Source organism: Diaminobutyricimonas aerilata, assembly GCF_002797715.1.
GTDB classification, from domain to species: Bacteria; Actinomycetota; Actinomycetes; order Actinomycetales; family Microbacteriaceae; genus Diaminobutyricimonas; species Diaminobutyricimonas aerilata.
Genome location: NZ_PGFF01000001.1, coordinates 888,420 through 906,706 on the forward strand (window position 1 = coordinate 888,420; position 18,287 = coordinate 906,706).

Here is an 18,287-nt window from a genome sequence, read left to right on the forward strand (position 1 = left end):
CCGCTCCGCCCCGGCCTCCGTTCGGGCGGGCCCCGTAGGATCGGGACCATGGCGAAGAAAGCTGTGCACTTCGGAGCGGGCAACATCGGACGCGGTTTCGTGGCGCAGTTCCTGCATTCCAGCGGCTACGAGGTGGTGTTCGCCGACGTGAGCGACGAGCTCATCGGGGCCCTGCAGCAGCAGCCGAGCTACCAGGTGATCGAGGTCGGCGAGGGCGCCACCACCCACATCGTCGACGGATACCGCGCCATCAACTCGCGCACCCATGAGGCCGAAGTGATCGCCGAGATCGCGGACGCCGACATCGTGACGACCGCCGTCGGCGCGCGCATCCTGCCGTTCGTCGCTCCCGTCATCGCGAAGGGCCTCGCCCAGCGCTCCGACTCGCTGCCCGACCTCGCCGTCATCGCGTGCGAGAACGCGATCGGCGGAACGGACCTGCTCGCCGCCGAGGTGCGCAAGGGCGGCGGCCCCGCCGGCAACGCGATCTTCGCGAACTGCGCCATCGACCGCATCGTGCCCGAACAGCACGGCGGACTCGACGTCACGATCGAGTCGTTCTCCGAGTGGGTCGTCGACCGCACGCCCTTCGCCGGCCGCGAACCCGAGATCACCGGCGTGACCTGGGTCGACGACCTCACCCCGTTCATCGAACGCAAGCTGTTCACCGTCAACACCGCCCACGCGGCGGCCGCCTACCACGGCATGGACCGCGGCTGGGTGAGCATTCGCGAGGCGCTCGCCACCCCTGAGCTGCAGGCGGAGGTGCGCGCCGTGCTCGCCGAGACGAAGACGCTCCTGGTCGAGAAGCACGGGTTCGCCGAGGACGAGCAGCAGCAGTACATCGAGAAGACCCTCACCCGCATCTCCAACCCCGACCTGCCCGACACATGCGAGCGGGTCGGTCGCAGCCCGCTGCGCAAGCTCGGTCGCCACGAGCGGTTCATCGGGCCCGCCGCGGAGCTCGCCGAACGCGGTCACACCGCGTGGGACCTGCTCAACGCGGTCGGTGCCGCGCTGCGATTCGATGTGCCCGATGATGCGGAGAGCGCGGAACTGCAGCAACTGCTCGCGAGCGGTCGCGCCGCCGACGACCTGGCGGCCGAGATCACCGGTCTCGAGCCGACGCATCCGCTCTTCCCGCACGTGGTGGAGGTCATCGAGCTGCGGTTGGCGCGCTGATGGCCACCGTCGACGACGACGACGAGGCGCTCACCTGGGCGGGTGACACCGACCGGCTCGGGAGCCGGGTGGAGCCCGCCCCGACAGCCGCGCCGGCCGCGACCGACGAACCCGTCCCCGTGCGGAGCCGACGCGACACCGCGCTGATCGGGGTCTACGGCGTCTTCGCCGGTGTGTACCTCGTGTTCACGGTGCTGTGGCTGCTCGGGGTGCAGTACGTGCGCGGCAACGACTCGACGCTGCTCGCGGCGATCATGTTCCAGTTCGGCGAGTTCCTCGCGATCATCTCGTGCCCGATCTGGTTCGCCGCCGTCTGGTACCTGACGAAGACCGCGCGCCCGTTCGTGCGCGTCCTGTGGCTGGTCGCCGGCGTCGCCCTGCTCGTGCCGTGGCCCTTCTTCCTCGGGCTCGCGCGATGAGCCCGCGGCGGCGTACGCCGATCGACGAGGCGCTCGACGACGACGCGCGCGAGACCCAGCGCGGACGGCTCGGCTGGGTGGCGCTCGTGATCGGCGCGCTGTTCGGGCTGCTCTTCGCGTACCAGCTGTTCGAGGGGCTGGCCAACCTCATCGGCCTCCCGGTGTTCTACGACCAGCTCGGCATCGCTCCCGAGGCGATCCCGTGGGCGGTGCTCGTCGCGGGCGTCGTCGTGCCGCCCGCTGTGTTCCTGGCGGCCACGCTGCTCGGCCTGCGCCGCACGCTGCCGCAGAAGGTCGTGCTCTGGATCGCCGGACTCGCGGTCAGCGCGGCCCTCGCGCTGAGCTTCATCGCGATGGCCGCGCGCACCCTCGCCGGCTGACGCGGTCGCGTCGGTAAGCGCCGACGCCCACCCGTGATTGACGGGGGCGCCCCCGACCGCCCGGGCCGCCGCGGGGCTCGTCCGCGGCATCCGGTGTCGCGCGCCAGTTCCGCGCCGGGGCGCCTGTTCTTCCTGCCGCTCGTGCGCGGAAGAGTGGCGCGACGGCGACCGCGACGCTTCGGAGTGACCTCGGCGCTACGGGCGCAGGTACTTCGTGACGAACTCGTCGAAGAGGGCGACCATGTCGACGGACTCGTCGAGCAGCCACTGCTGCTGCAGACCGTCCATGACGGCGGCGATGAGTCGTGCCGTCGCCGCCGGGTCGAGGTCGGCGCGGATCTCGCCCGCGGCCTGGGCGCCGCGGATCTCCGCCTCCGTTGAGGTCGCGCGCTCAGCGTACACGCGCGCGAAGTGGTCGTGGGCAGGATGCTCGGCGTCGGTCGCCTCGGCGACGACGACGGTGTAGAGCGAGGTGAGTCCGCGCGTCGCCTGGTTGTGGGCGACGACGCGACGGGCCTGCTCGACCAGTTCGCCGGCGACCGGCTCGCCGGCGGCCTCGCGCACCCGCTCGTCCCGCTCGCGCAACACCTCGGTGAACAGCTCCTCCTTCGAGGCGAAGTGGTGCATGAGCCCTGCCGGGGTGAGGTCGACACGCTTGGCGATCTCCCGCAACGACCCGGCGTGGTAGCCGCTGCGTGCGAAGACCACGAGCGCCGCGTCGAGGATCTGCCGGCGCCGAGCCTGACCCTTCGGGTAGCTGCCGCGCACGCGCGCCGGGGTATCGCTCATGGAGGCACCGTACCGGCGAATCGTCAGATCGTGAGGCCGTGCCCGAACTCGTAGAGCGGGTCGGCGTCGCTCGGCACGTCCTCGCGGGAGTGCCGCACCGACTCCATCGACGCGGGCAGCTGGAACGGCAGGCGGCCGCGCGGCGGCACGCGACCGGTGAGCGCGTCGAGCAGCGCCTCATCGGAGGCGCCGTAGTCGCCGGTGAGTGCGGCGACCTCGCCCGCGAACGGGGTGAGGACCGCCGGGCGGTCGAGGTTGACGGCGAGCACGACCGGCACGCGCCGTGCGAGCTGCACGAGCTGGTACACCCGCCCGGGCGGGAACTCGAGCGAACCCTGGTGGAACCACGCCTCGAGGAACAGGTCGTCGCGCGCCTCGCTCGGCGCCTGCACCCGCACGATCGCGACATCCGCGGCGTCGGGGGAGTCCACGACGGTGCCGAAGCGGGCCGCGACTCCCCGGTCGACGCCCTCCACGTAGAGGCGGATGCCCGCGGCGAGCGGAAGGGTCGTGTCGCGGTTCTCCAGAACGGTGATCGACTCCGATTGCGCGCGCAGACCCGCGGCGCGGAACTCCTCCGAGCCGACGATCCGGCCGGCGGCCTCCTCGTCGACGTACGGGTCGTCGAACAGGCCGAGCCGGAACTTCACGCTCAGCAGGCGGCGGGCCGACGCGTCGATGCGCTCCTCCGTCACGCGTCCCTCGGCGACGAGCTCGAGCAGGAGCTCGGGGCACTCCTCGCCGCCGAACTGGTCCGCGCCGGCCGCGAGGATCTTCTCCATCCGCCCCTTCGCGTCGAGGTGTTCGACGCCCCACGCCCGGGCGGGCAGCACCTGGTCGCCGACCCAGTTGTCGTTGACGAGCTCCCAGTCCGTGACGACGACGCCGTCGTAGCCGAGCTTCTCGCGCAGCAGTCCGGTGACGATCTGCTTGTTGTAGCCGAACCCGACCTCCTCGATCGGCTCGCCGTCGACCTCGAGGGCGACCGGCATGCCGTAGTAGGGCATGATCCCGGCCGTGCCCCGCGCGATCGCGGTGCGGAACGGGGCGAGGTGCTCGTCGAAGCGGCCGCCGGGATAGACCTGCTCCCGTCCGTACGGGAAGTGCGCGTCCTCCCCGTCTTTCTGCGGTCCTCCGCCGGGGAAGTGCTTCGTGGTGCAGGCGACCGAGTCCGGTCCGAGACGTTCGCCCTGGAACCCGTCGAGGTACGCCTCGACGAGGGCGGATGCGGTGGCCGCGTCTTGACCGAAGGTGCCGGCCTGTCGCGCCCAGCGGGGTTCGGTGGCGAGATCCACGGTCGGGTGCAGGGCCGCGCGGATGCCGACCGCCCGGTATTCGGCGCGCGCGATGTCGGCGAACTCGCGCACCCGCTCCACGTCGCCGATGGCGGCGAGCCCGATCGGTTCGGGCCACTGCGAGAACGATCCGGCCGCGAACGAGACGCCGCTGTTCTGGATGAAGGCGTGCCGCGGGTCGGTCGACACGGTGACGGGGATGCCGTGCGGCGTCTGTTCGGCGACGCGCTGGAGCGCGTTGTTCCACCGGGCGGCGACGGTGGCGTTCTCGAGATGGTGCACGTTGAAGTGGTTCATCCGCTTGCCGACGACGACCTCGGTCGTCGCGGACTTGCTGATGTTGCCGGGCCGCTCGAGCACCGAGCCGTCGGCGCCCGCCTCGATCACCGTCTGGAACATCAACCCCGCCTTCTCCTCGAGGGAGAGGCGCCCCAGCAGGTCGGCGACGCGTTCCTCGACCGGGAGGGTGGGGTTCTCGTACGGGTCCATCCGCCCGTTGCCGTTGAGGTCGCGGTACGCGATGCCCTCGTCGCTCGTCTTCGTCGTCGGCGTCAAACGGTCCTCCTCGATCGGATGCGCGAATACCTTCACCCTATTCGGTTTCTTCTCGCCACCCCAGGGTGGGGATTCACGCGATCGCGAGCGCGACGAGCAGGATGAGCACGAGCTGCCCCGCGAACCGCGGCCAGAACGGCACCGCGACCCGTCCGAACCGCTCCGGACGGCTCGCCGCGTGCGCGTTGGCCGGGAACACGGCGACGAGGAAGACCACGAGCGCGAGTCCCGCCGCCGTGCGGAGCCCGGGCACGAGCAGCTCGATCCCGCCCGCGATCTCGCAGACACCGGTGGCGGCCACGAGGACGGCGGGGGAGGGCATCGACCGGCGCCGCAACGCCGGCGGGATCATCGCGCGCATCGTGCGTGCCGGTCCGGGCAGGAAGTGCGCGACACCCATGCCCACGAACACGGCGGCGAGCACGAAACGCAACGTCACCTGCAGGGTCTCCGCGCTCATCCGGCCATTGTGGGTGCAATAGGGTGGGGATCGCTCCTCGCCCCGTGAACGAAGGACCCGATCCGTGGCCAAGCCGGTCGTGCTCATCGCCGAAGAACTCTCTCCCGCCACCGTCGAAGCCCTGGGCCCCGACTTCGACGTGCGCAACGTCGACGGCACCGACCGTCCGGCGCTGCTGGCGGCGCTCGCCGAAGCGGATGCGATCCTCATCCGCTCGGCCACGCAGGTCGACGCGGAGGCGATCGCCGCCGCGAAACGGCTCAAGGTGGTCGCGCGTGCCGGAGTCGGACTCGACAACGTCGACATCAAGGCCGCGACGGCCGCCGGTGTGATGGTCGTCAACGCGCCCACCTCGAACGTCGTGAGCGCCGCGGAGCTCGCCATCGGGCACCTGCTCTCGATCGCCCGGCACATCCCCGACGCGCACGCCTCGCTCAAGAGCGGCCAGTGGAAGCGCTCGAAGTACACCGGCGTCGAGCTCTACGAGAAGACGATCGGCGTCGTCGGCCTCGGCCGCATCGGCACCCTCGTCGCGCAGCGCCTCGCCGGCTTCGGCGCCCAACTGCTCGCCTTCGACCCCTACGTGACGCCCGCCCGCGCCCAGCAGCTCGGGGTGACCCTCGTCACGCTCGACGAACTCGTCGAGCGCAGCGACTTCATCACGATCCACATCCCGCGCACCCCGGAGACCACCGGACTGATCGGCACGGAGCAGTTCGCGAAGGCGAAGCCGAACCTGCGCATCGTCAACTGCAGCCGCGGCGGCATCATCGACGAGGACGCGCTGTACGCGGCGCTCAAGTCGAACCGCATCGCCGGTGCCGCACTCGACGTGTTCGTGCAGGAGCCGCCGACCGGTTCGCCGCTGCTCGAGCTGCCGAACATCCAGCTCACCCCGCACCTGGGCGCCTCGACGGACGAGGCGCAGGAGAAGGCCGGCGTCTCCGTCGCCCGCTCCGTGCGGCTCGCGCTCGAGGGCGAGCTGGTTCCGGACGCGGTCAACGTCGCCGGTGGCGTCATCCACCAGACCGTGCGTCCGGGCATCCCGCTCATGGAGAAGCTCGGTCAGGTGTTCTCCGGGCTCACCGACAGCCCGCTCGCGAGCATCGACGTCGAGGTGCGCGGCGAGATCGTCGAACACGACGTCAACGTGCTCAAGCTCGCGGCGCTCAAGGGCATCTTCAGCCGTATGGCGAGCGAGCAGGTCAGCTACGTGAACGCGCCGCTGCACGCCGAGCAGCGCGGCGTCGCGGTGCGCCTGATCACGGATGCGGTCAGCGAGGAGTACCGCAACCTGCTGACGATCCGCGGCTCGCTGACCGACGGCACGCAGTTGTCGGTGTCGGGAACGCTCACCGGCACGAAGCAGATCCAGAAGATCGTCGAGATCAACGGCTACGACGTCGAGGTGCCGATCGCCGAGCACCTCATTGTCATGATCTACCAGGACCGGCCCGGGATCGTCGCGGTGTACGGCAAGGAGTTCGGCGACGCGTCGATCAACATCGCCGGCATGCAGATCGCCCGCCGCTCGGTGGGGGGTCAGGCGCTCAGCGTGCTGACCGTCGACTCGAAGGTGCCCGACTCGTTGCTCGAGCACGTGCGCGGCGCGATCGACGCCGATCTCATGAAGGAGATCGACATTGTCGTCGACTGACGTCTACGCGCAGCCCGCGCCCTCGCTGTCGCGCCGGAACATCCCCGGGCTCGTGTCGCTCATCGCGGCCGGCGTCGGGGTGCTGCTCGGTCTCGTGCAGCAGGTGCTGCCGCTGTTCCTGTGGCAGACGCTCGGCGGCTCGGGCTACCAGGCGGTCGCGGCCGTCTTCTCGATCCTGCTCGGCGTGTTGGCGCTCGTGGCGGTCGGGTTCGGGATCGCCGGCTTGGTGATCCGGAATGCCGGTCGCGGCACCGCGGCGGCCGGGCTCGCGCTCGGCGCGTCGATGCTGCTGTCGATCCTCGTGTCGCTCGTCGCGGGCGTCGTCGCCGACGCGTTCTACTGAACACGCCGGCGACGAGGCCGGGTCGGATGCGCTCCGCTCAGACGAGCGGGTCGCGGTCGGTGCGCTGCTGGGTGACGCGCTCGCCGCTCGCGGGGTCGACCGCGCTGCGCGTGGTGGAGACCGCCGAACGGCGACGCATCAGCAGGATGAGGCCGATGATCACGACGACCACACCGGCGCCCATCAGCAGGTAGCCGACGAGGTCGAGGTCGATCCAGTCGAGCGACACGTTGAGGGCGAAGGTGAGGATGGCACCGACGACGAAGAGGAAGATTCCGAGTCCGATGCTCATGAGGCGCTCCTTTCGAGAGGCGACCGAGAAGGACGATCCCCCTCGACCTGGGCCTGAGCTTAACGCCGGCTGAACGCGCGGGCCAGGGTGAGCGGCCCGTTCCACCACCTCCCGCTAGGCTCTCGTTGTCGGCATAACCGCAGATCGCGGGCGCAATCGTGCGCACGCTGACAGTTCACTGACAAGCACCCGGAGGACGCGTGACGCGCACCATCTCCCTCGCCGTGATCCCCGGCGACGGCATCGGACCCGAAGTCATCTCGGAGGCCCTCGAGGTGCTGCACGCCGTCGTCGACGGCGACGCGGTCGTCGACGCGACGCACTATCCCTTCGGTGCCGGGCACTTCCTCGAGACCGGGCGCATCCTCGATGACGCGGATCTCGCTGCGCTCGCCGGCCACGATGCGATCCTGCTCGGTGCGGTCGGCGGCGATCCGCGCGACCCGCGACTGACCGGGGGCATCATCGAGCGGGGGCTGCTGCTGAAGCTGCGCTTCGCCCTCGACCACTACGTGAACCTGCGTCCGACGCGACTGTTCGCCGGGGTGCCGTCGCCGCTCGCGGCACCGGGTGAGGTCGACTTCGTCGTCGTGCGCGAGGGCACGGAGGGTCCGTACGTCGGCAACGGCGGTGCCATCCGGGTCGGAACACCCCACGAGATCGCGAACGAGGTGAGCGTCAACACGGCCTTCGGCGTCGAGCGGGTCGTGCGGTTCGGCTTCGAGACGGCGGCCAAGCGCCGCGGGCGCCTCACCCTCGTGCACAAGACGAATGTGCTCACCCATGCCGGGGGACTCTGGCAGCGCACCGTCGACCGAGTGGCGACGGAGTACCCCTCGGTCACCGTCGACTACCTGCACGTCGACGCCGCGACGATCTTCCTCGTCACCGATCCGGCCCGCTTCGACACGATCGTGACCGACAACCTCTTCGGCGACATCCTCACCGACCTCGCGGCCGCGATCAGCGGAGGCATCGGTCTCGCCGCGTCGGGCAATGTGAACCCCGACGGGGCGTTCCCGAGCATGTTCGAACCGGTGCACGGATCGGCCCCCGACATCGCCGGGCAGGGCAAGGCCGACCCCACGGCGGCGATCCTCTCGGTCGCGATGCTGCTCGACCACCTCGGTCTTGCGGACGAAGCGGCGCGCGTGACGGCGGCGGTCGCCGCGGACCTCGCGTCGCGGTCCGGACGACGCTCGACGAGCGAGGTCGGCGCCGCGATCCAGGCCGCACTCTGACGCTCGTCGACCCGGCCGGCCCGGCCGGGCCGCGGGTGAGCGATCGGCCTGCTCGGCGACCCGTTCCGGTTGATATCGTGGAGCGATACGTCACGGACGATCTCTGAGGCGACCTACTCTGTCACCGTGCCGCCGCGATACGGCCGCGACGGTGGACGGGCTCCCACGATCTCGAGCCCGCACCACGCCCTTACGTCAAAGGATCCGCTCATGACCATCGATCTCCCCATGGCCACCCGTCCGCTCGAGTTCGCGGTGACCCGCAACGAGAACGCGAAGACCCCCGAGGAGCGCGACGCCATCCTGGCCGCCCCCGGTTTCGGCAAGTTCTTCACCGACCACATGGTCGACATCTGCTGGTCGGCTCGCGGCGGCTGGCACCGCCCCCGCGTGCAGCCGTACGGCCCGATCGCCCTCGACCCGGCCGCCGCCGTGCTGCACTACGCGCAGGAGGTGTTCGAGGGACTCAAGGCCTACCGTCACGCCGACGGGAGCGTGTGGACGTTCCGCGCCACCGCGAACGCCGCTCGGCTGCAGCGCTCGGCACGCCGACTCGCCCTGCCGGAGCTGCCCGAGGAGTACTTCCTCGAGTCGCTGCGCCAGCTGATCGCCGTCGACGCCGACTGGGTGCCCTCCGCGCCGGAGACCAGCCTGTACCTGCGTCCGTTCATGTTCGCGAAGGAGGCCTTCCTCGGCGTGCGCGCCGCGGAGAAGGTCAACTACTACGTCATCGCGAGCCCCGCGGGTGCCTACTTCAGCGGCGGCGTGAACCCCGTGAACATCTGGCTCTCCACCCAGTACAACCGGGCGGGACGCGGCGGCATGGGCGCCGCGAAGACCGGCGGCAACTACGCCTCGTCGCTCGTGGCGCAGGCCGAGGCGAACGACAACGGCTGCGCGCAGGTGCTGTTCCTCGACGACGTCGAGGGCAAGTACCTCGAGGAGCTCGGCGGCATGAACATCGTGCTCGTCTACAAGAACGGCACCCTCGTGACGCCCGCCTCCGACAGCATCCTCGAGGGCATCACCCTCCAGTCGGTGCTGCAGCTCGCCCGTGACCGCGGCCTCGCGACCGAGGAGCGTCGGGTGTCCATCGACGAGTGGCGTCAAGGAGTCGAGTCCGGCGACATCGTCGAGGCGTTCGCGTGCGGCACCGCCGCCGTGATCACGCCCATCGCCCAGATCAAGGCGAAGGACTTCACCATCGGCGAGGCGGACGCCCCGGCCGGCGAGCTCACGATGTCGCTGCGCGACGAGCTCACGGGCATCCAGTACGGCCGCGTCGAGGACCGCCACAACTGGATGCTGCGCCTCGACGCTTGAGCCTGTTGTCCGTTCCCTGAGCCTGTCGAAGGGAACCGCCGTACGGCCCGCTTCGACAGGCTCAGCGAGCGCTGGGTTCCCTGATCCTGTCGAAGGGAACCGACGTCGGCCCTACTTCTGCACGACGCAGAACGGGTTGCCGTCGGGGTCCGCGAGCACGATGTAGTCCGCGCCCTCCTCGTACTCCCAGTCCTCGACCCGCTCTGCCCCGAGCCCGATGAGGCGCTGCACCTCCGCGCCCTGGTCGTCGGCGAGGAGGTCGAGGTGGTGCCGATGCGGTGCGGGAGAACTGACGAGCATGAGCGAGAGCTGCACGCCGCCGCCTTCGCGGGGAACGAGCGACGCCCAGTCGTCGTCGGGCTCGCGCTTTGGCACGTAGCCGAGCGCCTCGGTCCAGAACGCGACGGCGCGCGGGATGTCCTGCACACCCCAGACGATGCTCTCGATTCCGATCATCCGTCGATTGTGCTCTCCGGCGCGGGGGAGCACCAGGGGCGCGTCAACGAGCGTCGCGGATCCCCTCGATCACGCGCGACCAGCCGTCCGCCCCGTGGCCGGCCGTCACCTGGCGGTCGGCGAGGTCGAACATGAGCTCGGGCAGGCGGCTGTCGAGCCCCGCGTCACGGCTCGACTGCACCATGTGCTGGAGTGCGGCGCGCTCCATCGCGAGGTTGTCCTGATCGCCGGGGTAGCTGCCGGAATCCACGTCGTGCGCGAGCCCGTCGAAGGTCGCCGGCAGGATGGCGAGCATCTCGCGGGCCCAGGGCACGAAGTCCGTCGCGCGCAGCCCGCGCTGGGTGACGAGCGCCGTCGCGTGCAGGAAGGCGGTCATCCCGGCGAAGAAGACCTCGAGCATCGCCGTGTCGAGCAGGGGAGCGAGTCCCGGATCGTCCCCCACGTGCTCGGCTCGCGGCGCCGCGATCTCGAGCACGGGGCGGGCGCCGTCGAACGGTGCGCGGTCACCGCTGTACAGGATGAGGGCGTCGGGTGTTCCGATGACCGGCGTCGGCACCATGATCGCGCCGAGCACGATCGCGATGCCGCGTTCGGCCGCCCAGGCGGCCGAGCGTCGGGCGTCGTCCGGGGTGCCCGACGCCAACACGACCACGGTGCGGCCCGTGAACACCTCGTCGGGTACCGCGTCGAGTGCCGCGCGCGTCGACTCGTGATCCCTCAAGCAGGTGACGACGATATCGGATGCGCGCACGGCGTCCTCGAGGTCGACGGCCAGGCGGGCGCCGGCGGCGGCGAGCGGCTCGGCCTTCTGCGGCGTGCGGTTCCACACGGTCGTCCGCGCTCCGCCGGCGACGAAAGCACGCGCGAGAGCGGAACCCATCGGACCGAGCCCGACGACGGAGACGGAGAGATCGGAAGGGGTGGACGTGTTCATGTCGCCATCCTCGGCCGACACCTTCCTCCGTCGCCAGTACCTACTTGAAAGTGCTGTACTTACCTGGAGGTGGGTGAAAGGAGCGAGCGTGGTCGACTTCCTGTGTGGTCTGGATGCGGCGGTCGCGGTCATCGGGGGCAAGTGGAAGCCGCTCATCCTGTGGGCGCTGAGCGAGCATCCGCGTCGCACCGGTGAGCTGCGCCGGGAGCTCACCGGTGTCTCGGAGAAGGTGCTGACGCAGCAGTTGCGCGAGCTCGAGCGCGACGGCATCGTCCACCGCGAGGTGCACCAGGAGGTGCCGCCGAAGGTGGTGTACAGCCTCACGGCGAAGGGTCGCGAGCTCGATCGGGCGCTCCGTCCGCTCGGGGATTGGGGTGAGGAGCATCGCGAGGCCATCGCCGCGGTACGCGGTGCCTCGGCCGGCGCCGCGGAACCCGTGTCGGGCTGAGCGTTCCGCTGCGAGGGCGTCGTCCCCGGTAGGCTCGACGGAATGAAGGTTGCACGGTTCAGCTCGGGGGGAGATCCCCGCTACGGCATCGTCGACGGCGACGACCTGGTGGTGCTCGCCGGCGACCCGCTGTTCGGCGGGTTCGACACCACGGGCGAGCGAGTGCGACTCGATGACGTCAAGCTCCTCGCGCCGGTCATCCCGCGATCGAAGGTCGTCTGCGTCGGCATGAACTACCCCGAGCACAAGGCGGAGCTCGCCTACGAGGGCCCGTCGACGCCGCTCATCTTCCTCAAGCCGAACACCGCGATCATCGGCCCGGGCGACACGATCCAGATCCCGCCGGTCGAGGGTCGCGTCGTGCACGAGGGCGAACTCGCCGTCGTCATCGGCAAGGTGGCCAAGAGCGTCAAGGCCGAGGACTACGCCGACTACGTGTTCGGCTACACGATCGCGAACGACGTCTCGGCGCGCGACCAGATGTTCGCCGACGGCCAGTGGGCACGGGCGAAGGGCTACGACACGTTCTGCCCGATCGGCCCGGTGATCGAGACGGAACTCGATCCGGGCGACCAGCACATCGAGACGTTCGTCGACGGGGAGCCCCGTCGCAAGGGCGACACGAAGGACATGCTGCACGGCATCCCGGAGATCATCGAGTTCGTCTCCGACGTGTGGACCCTGCTGCCGGGCGACCTCATCCTCACCGGAACGCCCGCGGGCCTCGGCGGCTTCGTCGACGGTCAGACCGTCGACATCACGATCTCAGGGATCGGCACCCTGTCGAACCCGGCCCGCAACCGTCCCTGACCGAAGGAGCGCCGCGATGCACGATCCCATTCCACACTGGATCGGCGGGCGCGCCTCCGCCGGGCACACGGAAGACCTCGGCCCCGTCTACGACCCGGCGCTTGGAACTGTCGCGCGTCAGGTGCGACTGGGTGGATCCGCCGAAGTGGATGCCGCCGTCGCCGCCGCGACCGCTGCGTTCCCGGCGTGGAGCGACACCTCGATCGCCCGCCGCACGCAGCTGCTCTTCGCCTTCCGCGAGAAGCTCAACGCGCGCAGCGACGAGCTCGCCGCGATCCTCACCGCCGAGCACGGCAAGGTGCTGAGCGACGCCGCCGGCGAGATCGCCCGCGGACTCGAGGTCGTCGACTTCGCGTGCGGCATCGCGCACTTGAGCAAGGGCGAGTACAGCGAGAACGTGTCCACCGGGGTCGATGTGTACTCCCTGCGTCAGCCGCTCGGGGTGGTCGGCATCATCAGCCCGTTCAACTTCCCGGCGATGGTGCCGATGTGGTTCTTCCCGATCGCGATCGCGGCCGGCAACACCGTGGTGCTGAAGCCGAGCGAGAAGGACCCGTCGGCGTCGATCTGGCTCGCCGAGCTGTTCTCCGAGGTCGGTTTGCCGGACGGGGTCTTCAACGTCGTGCACGGCGCCAAGCCCGCCGTCGACCGGCTGCTCGAGCACCCGGATGTCGCATCGATCTCGTTCGTCGGCTCCACGCCCATCGCGAAATACGTGTACGAGACGGGAACCTCGCACGGCAAGCGCGTGCAGGCCCTCGGCGGCGCCAAGAACCACATGCTCGTGCTGCCCGACGCCGACCTCGACCTCGTGGCGGACTCCGCGGTCAACGCCGGCTTCGGGTCGGCGGGGGAGCGGTGCATGGCGATCAGCGTCGTCGTCGCCGTCGAGCCGGTCGCCGACGCCCTCGTCGAGAAGGTGACCGAGCGGATGACGCGACTCACGGTCGGCGACGGCCGTCGCGGCTGCGACATGGGCCCGCTGGTGACCCGCGAGCACCGCGACAAGGTCGCCTCGTACATCGAGCTCGCCGAGCAGGACGGCGCGACGGTCGTGGTCGACGGCCGCGGCATCGAGGTCGACGGTGCGGCGGAGGGCTTCTGGCTCGGCCCGACCCTCGTCGACAACGTGCCGACGTCGTCGCGCGTGTACACCGAGGAGATCTTCGGACCCGTGCTCTCCATCGTGCGCGTGCAGTCGTACGAGGAGGGCGTGCAGCTCATCAACGAGGGCGCGTTCGGCAACGGCACGGCGATCTTCACGAACGACGGCGGTGCCGCGCGGCGCTTCCAGCGTGAGGTGCAGGTCGGCATGATCGGCATCAACGTGCCGATCCCGGTGCCGGTGTCGTACTTCTCGTTCGGCGGCTGGAAGCAGTCGCTCTTCGGCGACGCGAAGGCGTACGGCGAAGACGGCGTGCGCTTCTTCACGCGGCAGAAGGCGGTGACGAGCCGCTGGCTCGACCCGTCGCACGGCGGTCTCAACCTCGGCTTCCCGCAGAACGCCTGACGCTCTCGCAGAAGAGCCTGACGCGCATCCGCCGCCCTCGTCGGCGACGGATGCGCGTGGCGGTCAGGCGCGGGTGAGGTAGGCCTCGATCCGGTCGAAGGCGCCGCCCCAGGCCATCGAGGCGAAGAAGTCGCGCACCTCGGGGGTCGGGAAGCCGGTCTGGACGACGGTCATGAGGGTCTTGCCGTCCTGTTCCTCGAACGTCACGGTGATGTGCGTCGTCATGGTCTCGCCGTCCGGGGTGCTGCCGACGGACTCGGTGACGAGGCGGTGCGGGCGGTCGATCTCGAGGAAGGTCTGCGTCTCGCGGAACAGGGTGTCCGCATCCGGACCCCAGACGGCGGTCTGCTGGCCGCCGACGCGGAGGTCGACCTCGATGTCGACGATGCCGGGTTCCTCGTCGAGGATGCTGAACCAGATCTTCTGTTTCTCGGCGTCGGTGTAAGCGTCGAACACCTCCTCGGGGGTGGCGGGGAGCACCCGCTCGAGCCGCAGTGCGAGGGTGTCGGTCTGTTCGGTCATGATTCCGTGCCTTTCGTGAGGGTGAAGTAGGCGTCGAGACCGTCGAGGCGACGCTCCCAGAGCCGTTGATAGAAGGTGATCCACGCCATGGCGTCGTCCAATCGCTCCGTGCCGAGCCGGCACTGCCGCGTGCGGCCGACCTTCTCGGTGGTGACGAGCCCGGCGTCTTCGAGCACACGCACGTGCTTGCTCATGCCGGTGAGGGTCATGCCGCTCGGCTCGGCGAGTTCGCCGAGCGTCGCAGGTCCTCTACCGAGACGCTCGAGCACGTCGCGACGAGTCGCGTCGGCGAGAGCGGCGAACGCCCGGTCGAGTTGCTGTTGCTGAACCATGTGGTTCAGCGTACGACACTGAACCGAAAGGTGCAACGTTCAGTTCCGCTGGTCGAGTAGGCGCGCGAAGCCGCCGTATCGAGACCGGTCGCGCTACTTCATCCGGCGCACGTCGTTGCCCCGCTCCGCGAGCCGCGTGAGCAGGGCGGGACGGGCGACGAACCAGCCGAGCACCATGACGACGAGCGAGACGGCGAAGATCGCAAGCCCGATCCAGCTCTCGTCGTGGCGTCCCGCGTACATCGCGTTGAGGTTGCGCAGTGCGCCGGTGGTGACCACGAGCGTCACGTGCACGACGGTGAAGGCGAGGAAGTAGACCATGATCGCCCAGTGCAGGCGCCGGGCGGCCGTCTCGGTGAACCGCCGGGTGAACCAGGAGTCCCGCTGGGTGAAGATGGGGGAGAGGCGAAGTCCGGTGACGAGGGCGAGAGGGCCGGCGAGGAAGACCGTCGCGGCGTAGAAGAGCTGCTGCAACGCGTTGTAGTGCACCCATCCGTCGTGCAGCGGCCACTGGAACGCGGCGTACTGGATGCCGGCGGAGATCGCATTCGGGATGACATCCCAGGTGAGGGGCACGAGTCGCAGCCACTGCCCGCTCGCGAACAGCAGCACGAAGTAGATGACGCCGTTGAGTACCCAGAGCGTGTCGACGACGAGGTGCCACCACACGTGCAGGCCGAGCCGACGCGGCGGGCGCTTCGTGGTGATGAGGCCGGTGTTCCGGCGGGTGACGAACGCCGGTGGGCGCTGCTTCGCGCGGATCTGCAGGCCGGACTTGACGATGAAGACGAGCAGGAACGCGTTGAGGAAGTGCTGCCACTGCAACCACGCGGGGAACCCGTACGGCGCCGCCTCCGGCCGTTCGGTCGTGCCGGGGTAGCGGGAGAAGAAGTCGCGCAGGGCCGGGGCGTCCAGCACGGCGCGGGCGGCGAGCACTCCGACCACGGCGATGGCGAGCGCTGCGGCGACGAGTGCGACCAGTCGCCACCCTCGAACGACGCCGGATCGCCTCACGGATCCACCCTACCGAGCGGCGCCCGTGCGGCTGTCCGGGCGTGCGGGTGCCCGCTCAGGTCTCGATCGCGCCGCCGCGCTCTGCAAGATGCCGACGCAGCGTGTAGGTGGGGTCCTGGCGCTGCCTCCGACGGTAGTCGGCGAAGTCGAGCTGCTCGCGCAGGCTCTCGCCCAGGGTCATCCGCTCGGCCTGGGCCTGCTCCGTGTGCTGGATGCGCGCAGCGAGCTCCGCGAGCTCGGCCCACCGTTCCCCGGGCACCACGAGCACCCCGTCGTCGTCGGCGACGATCACGTCGCCGGGCGTCACGCGCACGCCGTCGAGCATGGCCGACCGCATGGCGGAACCGGCCGGCGGAACGCGCCTCGGACCAGAGGGCGTGGCGCCGAGACTGAACACCGGAATGCCGATGTCGCGCAGCTGGGCGGTGTCGCGATGCAGGCCCCAGATGACGATGCCCGCGAGTCCCGCCTCCCGCGCCTCGAGCGCCAGCAGGTCGCCGACGCACGCCTCGTCGAGGCGTCCGCCGCTGTCGACCACGAGCACGGAGCCGGGCTCCGCGTCGTCGATGACCTCGAGGATCACGTCGACGCTGCCGAGGTGGGTGACCGGCTCCGCGCGTCCCGCGATGATCCGCCCTGGGAGCAGCGGGCGGATGGCGGGCGTGACGAACCCGAGCGGGACGCCCAGTCGCAGAGCGGCGTCGGCGACCGGGGCGGTCGCGAGCTGATCGTCGGTCATGCGCTCAGCCTGACGCGTTCATGGCACCGGGGTCGCGGGCCACCCGCCGCGCGCTGGACTGCCGCTCCGACCGGGTGATGGCCTCGGGCGTGCGACGGACCGAGGTGAGCCGCCGGGTAGGGTAGAGTACATAGTCGGTCCGGCTCCGGTCGGAACCGGTGGGGTATGGTGTAATTGGCAACACGGCTGATTCTGGTTCAGTTGTTCTTGGTTCGAGTCCAGGTACCCCAGCCATAGCGTCGATGGGTACATCGAAGCGGTGGACGTTGGCGTGCCGGACTGCGGCGGCACGACCTATGTCAACGACGAGGGGCTTGTTCGGCGGCTGCCGTCCAACTCGCGGGCGTCGTTCCTATGGTGGTACTAGGTGCCTGCCGCACGGGAGTCGCTACTCGTCGGGGACGCCGTGATCGTCGGCTGGCCTGACGTTGATGGCGGGAGTACGCATCTCCCCGAGGTGGTTGTGCGGTCACTGACCGAGCAAAGTGAGCACGGCATTGCGGCCAGGCTCGATGCCCAGCCCGCTCGTGAACTGCATCCGCGCAGCAAGCTGGCCCAGATCGTCCTGCCACTCACGGCGGGAAGTCCGAGCGTGCTCATGTCGTCAGCGCGCTTCGCGAGCTACGCCGACTCCCTGGCGTGGGCCGTGATGATTCCGGAGCGCTGGCCGGATGCCGAGCGGATTGAGGTCGTGCCCGTCGTGAACGGACGGCCGCGATCAGGCTCGTGATCCGTCGCCGCCTCGCCTCGCGGCAGGCAGACAATCTGGCGGCACCGACTGCATAGAGCGCCTTAGCGCACTCCAGCCGATGCCGCCTTCTTCATGTCTGATAGATGCGTGTCGGCCCGCTGGTGTTGACTGTGTCTCAACGGGCTCTGGGGGAGTACATGGTCAAGATCCACGGGTATTTCGAGTACGACGACGACTCGCTGACGCCGGGACAGGCGAAGGACGGTGGCCTGAGTCAGTTGCTTCTCGATAGCGAGGGGAAGCTATCGGATCATGCGTCGTTCCATCCCGAGGATCCGGACGACGAGGACGAGCAAGGCTATGACTCGGCGTCGCCGAGTAGCGTTTCCGATCCGGAAGCCGACGCACAGGCCGCGGCGCTCCTCATCCTGGCCGTGATCGGCGCAGCGGCGGGCGGGTACGTGCTGATCCGTAAGGCGACGCCGCACGTGCAGCGCATGATCAACGAGCAGGCGCTGCCAGCAGTCCGGTCATTCTGGAAGAAGGTGCGCGGACAGGGGAGCGAAGCCGATTTGTCTGACGCGGACAAGGCGAGCGTTATTGTCGTGCAGACGCCGCCCGCCCATGAGGACCCAGCGGCACCCGGAACCGACGTCGCTGTCGCGAAGCCTCAGATGGACCCGGACGAGTGGTACGCCCGCTTCCGGGCGATGTTCGAGGCGCGCAAGTTCGCTGACGAGCAATGGAAACTCCTGTCGTCGGTGCAGGTCGCCGATGACGAAGCGATCGCCGAGCTGCAGCGCGAGATGGCGCGTAACCGTCCGGAAGCGATTGTTCGGCAGGTCACGCTGATGCTCGAGGCAGCGCCGTATTGACTAGGGGACGGAGACAGAGT

At 69.7% G+C, this 18,287-nt stretch carries 22 protein-coding genes and 1 tRNA gene; 13 read left to right on the forward strand and 10 right to left on the reverse strand.

The window, feature by feature from the left end; translation table 11 throughout:
* The first annotated feature begins 48 nt into the window (after positions 1-48).
* From CLV46_RS04280 to CLV46_RS04290, 3 genes are read left to right on the forward strand one after another with little or no spacing between them, the layout of a single operon-like run.
* Positions 49-1,182 carry a mannitol-1-phosphate 5-dehydrogenase gene (locus CLV46_RS04280; RefSeq protein ID WP_100363628.1) on the forward strand — a complete coding sequence of 378 codons (1,134 nt, stop codon included), beginning with the start codon at positions 49-51 and terminating at the stop codon, positions 1,180-1,182.
* A complete protein-coding gene (locus CLV46_RS04285; protein WP_100363629.1) occupies positions 1,182-1,601 on the forward strand; it encodes a hypothetical protein in 420 nt (139 codons plus the stop codon). The genes CLV46_RS04280 and CLV46_RS04285 overlap by 1 nt, the downstream gene beginning before the upstream one ends.
* Positions 1,598-1,981: a hypothetical protein gene (locus tag CLV46_RS04290; protein WP_100363630.1), complete on the forward strand. Its 384-nt coding sequence runs from the start codon at positions 1,598-1,600 to the stop codon at positions 1,979-1,981. Before CLV46_RS04285 ends, CLV46_RS04290 begins: the two co-directional genes overlap by 4 nt.
* Positions 1,982-2,176: 195 nt before the next feature.
* Here the strand turns inward: CLV46_RS04290 and CLV46_RS04295 are convergent, their stop codons facing one another.
* The 3 genes from CLV46_RS04295 to CLV46_RS04305 all read right to left on the reverse strand — a co-directional run bounded on the left by CLV46_RS04295 (position 2,177) and on the right by CLV46_RS04305 (position 5,080).
* Entirely contained in the window at positions 2,177-2,770 is a 594-nt protein-coding gene (locus CLV46_RS04295) for a TetR/AcrR family transcriptional regulator (protein ID WP_100363631.1), read from the reverse strand.
* A 23-nt stretch (positions 2,771-2,793) separates the two neighbouring features.
* Positions 2,794-4,620: a glycoside hydrolase family 3 protein gene (locus CLV46_RS04300; RefSeq protein ID WP_100365890.1), complete on the reverse strand. Its 1,827-nt coding sequence runs from the start codon at positions 4,618-4,620 to the stop codon at positions 2,794-2,796.
* Positions 4,621-4,693: 73 nt separating this feature from the next.
* Positions 4,694-5,080, reverse strand: coding sequence for a DoxX family protein (locus tag CLV46_RS04305; RefSeq protein ID WP_100363632.1), 387 nt, complete (start codon positions 5,078-5,080; stop codon positions 4,694-4,696).
* Positions 5,081-5,144: 64 nt separating this feature from the next.
* Between CLV46_RS04305 and serA the strand changes: the two genes are divergently transcribed.
* Both serA and CLV46_RS04315 read left to right on the forward strand, forming a co-directional pair.
* On the forward strand, positions 5,145-6,737 hold the full coding sequence (serA, locus tag CLV46_RS04310) for a phosphoglycerate dehydrogenase (protein WP_100363633.1): 1,593 nt from the start codon (positions 5,145-5,147) through the stop codon (positions 6,735-6,737).
* Entirely contained in the window at positions 6,724-7,080 is a 357-nt protein-coding gene (locus CLV46_RS04315) for a hypothetical protein (RefSeq protein ID WP_100363634.1), read from the forward strand. Before serA ends, CLV46_RS04315 begins: the two co-directional genes overlap by 14 nt.
* Positions 7,081-7,117: 37 nt before the next feature.
* Here the strand turns inward: CLV46_RS04315 and CLV46_RS04320 are convergent, their stop codons facing one another.
* Positions 7,118-7,372 carry a DUF6458 family protein gene (locus CLV46_RS04320; RefSeq protein ID WP_100363635.1) on the reverse strand — a complete coding sequence of 85 codons (255 nt, stop codon included), beginning with the start codon at positions 7,370-7,372 and terminating at the stop codon, positions 7,118-7,120.
* Between the two features lie 200 nt (positions 7,373-7,572).
* Here CLV46_RS04320 and CLV46_RS04325 point away from each other — a divergent pair, with 200 nt between their 5' ends.
* Both CLV46_RS04325 and CLV46_RS04330 read left to right on the forward strand, forming a co-directional pair.
* Complete coding sequence (locus CLV46_RS04325) at positions 7,573-8,613, forward strand: 3-isopropylmalate dehydrogenase (protein ID WP_100363636.1); 1,041 nt, start codon at positions 7,573-7,575, stop codon at positions 8,611-8,613.
* Between the two features lie 210 nt (positions 8,614-8,823).
* Positions 8,824-9,936 (forward strand): branched-chain amino acid aminotransferase, encoded by a 1,113-nt coding sequence (locus tag CLV46_RS04330; RefSeq protein WP_211282144.1) that lies wholly within the window; start codon positions 8,824-8,826, stop codon positions 9,934-9,936.
* Between the two features lie 111 nt (positions 9,937-10,047).
* Here CLV46_RS04330 and CLV46_RS04335 read toward each other — a convergent pair whose 3' ends face one another.
* Positions 10,048-10,392 carry a VOC family protein gene (locus tag CLV46_RS04335; RefSeq protein WP_100363637.1) on the reverse strand — a complete coding sequence of 115 codons (345 nt, stop codon included), beginning with the start codon at positions 10,390-10,392 and terminating at the stop codon, positions 10,048-10,050.
* 43 nt (positions 10,393-10,435) lie between these two features.
* Complete coding sequence (locus CLV46_RS04340; protein ID WP_100363638.1) at positions 10,436-11,482, reverse strand: imine reductase family protein; 1,047 nt, start codon at positions 11,480-11,482, stop codon at positions 10,436-10,438.
* On the opposite strand from CLV46_RS04340, the gene CLV46_RS04345 reads away from it, so the two are divergent.
* The 3 genes from CLV46_RS04345 to CLV46_RS04355 are packed head-to-tail and all read left to right on the forward strand — an operon-like array spanning position 11,415 to position 14,094.
* Positions 11,415-11,774 carry a winged helix-turn-helix transcriptional regulator gene (locus CLV46_RS04345; protein WP_281253550.1) on the forward strand — a complete coding sequence of 120 codons (360 nt, stop codon included), beginning with the start codon at positions 11,415-11,417 and terminating at the stop codon, positions 11,772-11,774. The two genes, CLV46_RS04340 and CLV46_RS04345, sit on opposite strands and share 68 nt — an antisense overlap.
* Positions 11,775-11,816: 42 nt before the next feature.
* Positions 11,817-12,584 carry a fumarylacetoacetate hydrolase family protein gene (locus CLV46_RS04350; protein WP_100363639.1) on the forward strand — a complete coding sequence of 256 codons (768 nt, stop codon included), beginning with the start codon at positions 11,817-11,819 and terminating at the stop codon, positions 12,582-12,584.
* Between the two features lie 16 nt (positions 12,585-12,600).
* Positions 12,601-14,094, forward strand: coding sequence for a CoA-acylating methylmalonate-semialdehyde dehydrogenase (locus CLV46_RS04355; protein WP_100363640.1), 1,494 nt, complete (start codon positions 12,601-12,603; stop codon positions 14,092-14,094).
* 63 nt (positions 14,095-14,157) lie between these two features.
* Here the strand turns inward: CLV46_RS04355 and CLV46_RS04360 are convergent, their stop codons facing one another.
* The 4 genes from CLV46_RS04360 to CLV46_RS04375 all read right to left on the reverse strand — a co-directional run bounded on the left by CLV46_RS04360 (position 14,158) and on the right by CLV46_RS04375 (position 16,701).
* A complete protein-coding gene (locus CLV46_RS04360) occupies positions 14,158-14,616 on the reverse strand; it encodes an SRPBCC family protein (RefSeq protein WP_100363641.1) in 459 nt (152 codons plus the stop codon).
* Positions 14,613-14,948, reverse strand: coding sequence for an ArsR/SmtB family transcription factor (locus CLV46_RS04365; RefSeq protein ID WP_100363642.1), 336 nt, complete (start codon positions 14,946-14,948; stop codon positions 14,613-14,615). The genes CLV46_RS04360 and CLV46_RS04365 overlap by 4 nt, the downstream gene beginning before the upstream one ends.
* A 93-nt stretch (positions 14,949-15,041) precedes the next feature.
* Complete coding sequence (locus CLV46_RS04370; protein ID WP_100363643.1) at positions 15,042-15,962, reverse strand: cytochrome b/b6 domain-containing protein; 921 nt, start codon at positions 15,960-15,962, stop codon at positions 15,042-15,044.
* Between the two features lie 55 nt (positions 15,963-16,017).
* Positions 16,018-16,701 (reverse strand): RraA family protein, encoded by a 684-nt coding sequence (locus CLV46_RS04375; protein WP_100363644.1) that lies wholly within the window; start codon positions 16,699-16,701, stop codon positions 16,018-16,020.
* Between the two features lie 159 nt (positions 16,702-16,860).
* Between CLV46_RS04375 and CLV46_RS04380 the strand changes: the two genes are divergently transcribed.
* The 3 genes from CLV46_RS04380 (at position 16,861) to CLV46_RS04390 (ending at position 18,267) form a co-directional block, all read left to right on the forward strand.
* Positions 16,861-16,935 (forward strand) — tRNA-Gln (locus CLV46_RS04380).
* Between the two features lie 172 nt (positions 16,936-17,107).
* Positions 17,108-17,431 (forward strand): hypothetical protein, encoded by a 324-nt coding sequence (locus tag CLV46_RS04385; RefSeq protein WP_157802219.1) that lies wholly within the window; start codon positions 17,108-17,110, stop codon positions 17,429-17,431.
* A 158-nt stretch (positions 17,432-17,589) separates the two neighbouring features.
* Positions 17,590-18,267: a hypothetical protein gene (locus tag CLV46_RS04390; RefSeq protein ID WP_157802220.1), complete on the forward strand. Its 678-nt coding sequence runs from the start codon at positions 17,590-17,592 to the stop codon at positions 18,265-18,267.
* Positions 18,268-18,287 lie beyond the last annotated feature (20 nt).

Bases quoted from the DNA above. Each gene is read 5' to 3' on its own strand.
- CLV46_RS04280 (WP_100363628.1), top strand. From the start codon at position 49: ATGGCGAAGAAAGCTGTGCACTTCGGAGCGGGCAACATCGGACGCGGT.
- CLV46_RS04285 (WP_100363629.1), top strand. From the start codon at position 1,182: ATGGCCACCGTCGACGACGACGACGAGGCGCTCACCTGGGCGGGTGAC.
- CLV46_RS04290 (WP_100363630.1), top strand. From the start codon at position 1,598: ATGAGCCCGCGGCGGCGTACGCCGATCGACGAGGCGCTCGACGACGAC.
- CLV46_RS04295 (WP_100363631.1), bottom strand. From the start codon at position 2,770: ATGAGCGATACCCCGGCGCGCGTGCGCGGCAGCTACCCGAAGGGTCAG.
- CLV46_RS04305 (WP_100363632.1), bottom strand. From the start codon at position 5,080: ATGAGCGCGGAGACCCTGCAGGTGACGTTGCGTTTCGTGCTCGCCGCC.
- CLV46_RS04320 (WP_100363635.1), bottom strand. From the start codon at position 7,372: ATGAGCATCGGACTCGGAATCTTCCTCTTCGTCGTCGGTGCCATCCTC.
- CLV46_RS04330 (WP_211282144.1), top strand. From the start codon at position 8,824: ATGACCATCGATCTCCCCATGGCCACCCGTCCGCTCGAGTTCGCGGTG.
- CLV46_RS04335 (WP_100363637.1), bottom strand. From the start codon at position 10,392: ATGATCGGAATCGAGAGCATCGTCTGGGGTGTGCAGGACATCCCGCGC.
- CLV46_RS04340 (WP_100363638.1), bottom strand. From the start codon at position 11,482: ATGAGCGGCTTCCACTTGCCCCCGATGACCGCGACCGCCGCATCCAGA.
- CLV46_RS04350 (WP_100363639.1), top strand. From the start codon at position 11,817: ATGAAGGTTGCACGGTTCAGCTCGGGGGGAGATCCCCGCTACGGCATC.
- CLV46_RS04355 (WP_100363640.1), top strand. From the start codon at position 12,601: ATGCACGATCCCATTCCACACTGGATCGGCGGGCGCGCCTCCGCCGGG.
- CLV46_RS04360 (WP_100363641.1), bottom strand. From the start codon at position 14,616: ATGACCGAACAGACCGACACCCTCGCACTGCGGCTCGAGCGGGTGCTC.
- CLV46_RS04365 (WP_100363642.1), bottom strand. From the start codon at position 14,948: ATGGTTCAGCAACAGCAACTCGACCGGGCGTTCGCCGCTCTCGCCGAC.
- CLV46_RS04375 (WP_100363644.1), bottom strand. From the start codon at position 16,701: ATGACCGACGATCAGCTCGCGACCGCCCCGGTCGCCGACGCCGCTCTG.
- CLV46_RS04390 (WP_157802220.1), top strand. From the start codon at position 17,590: ATGGTCAAGATCCACGGGTATTTCGAGTACGACGACGACTCGCTGACG.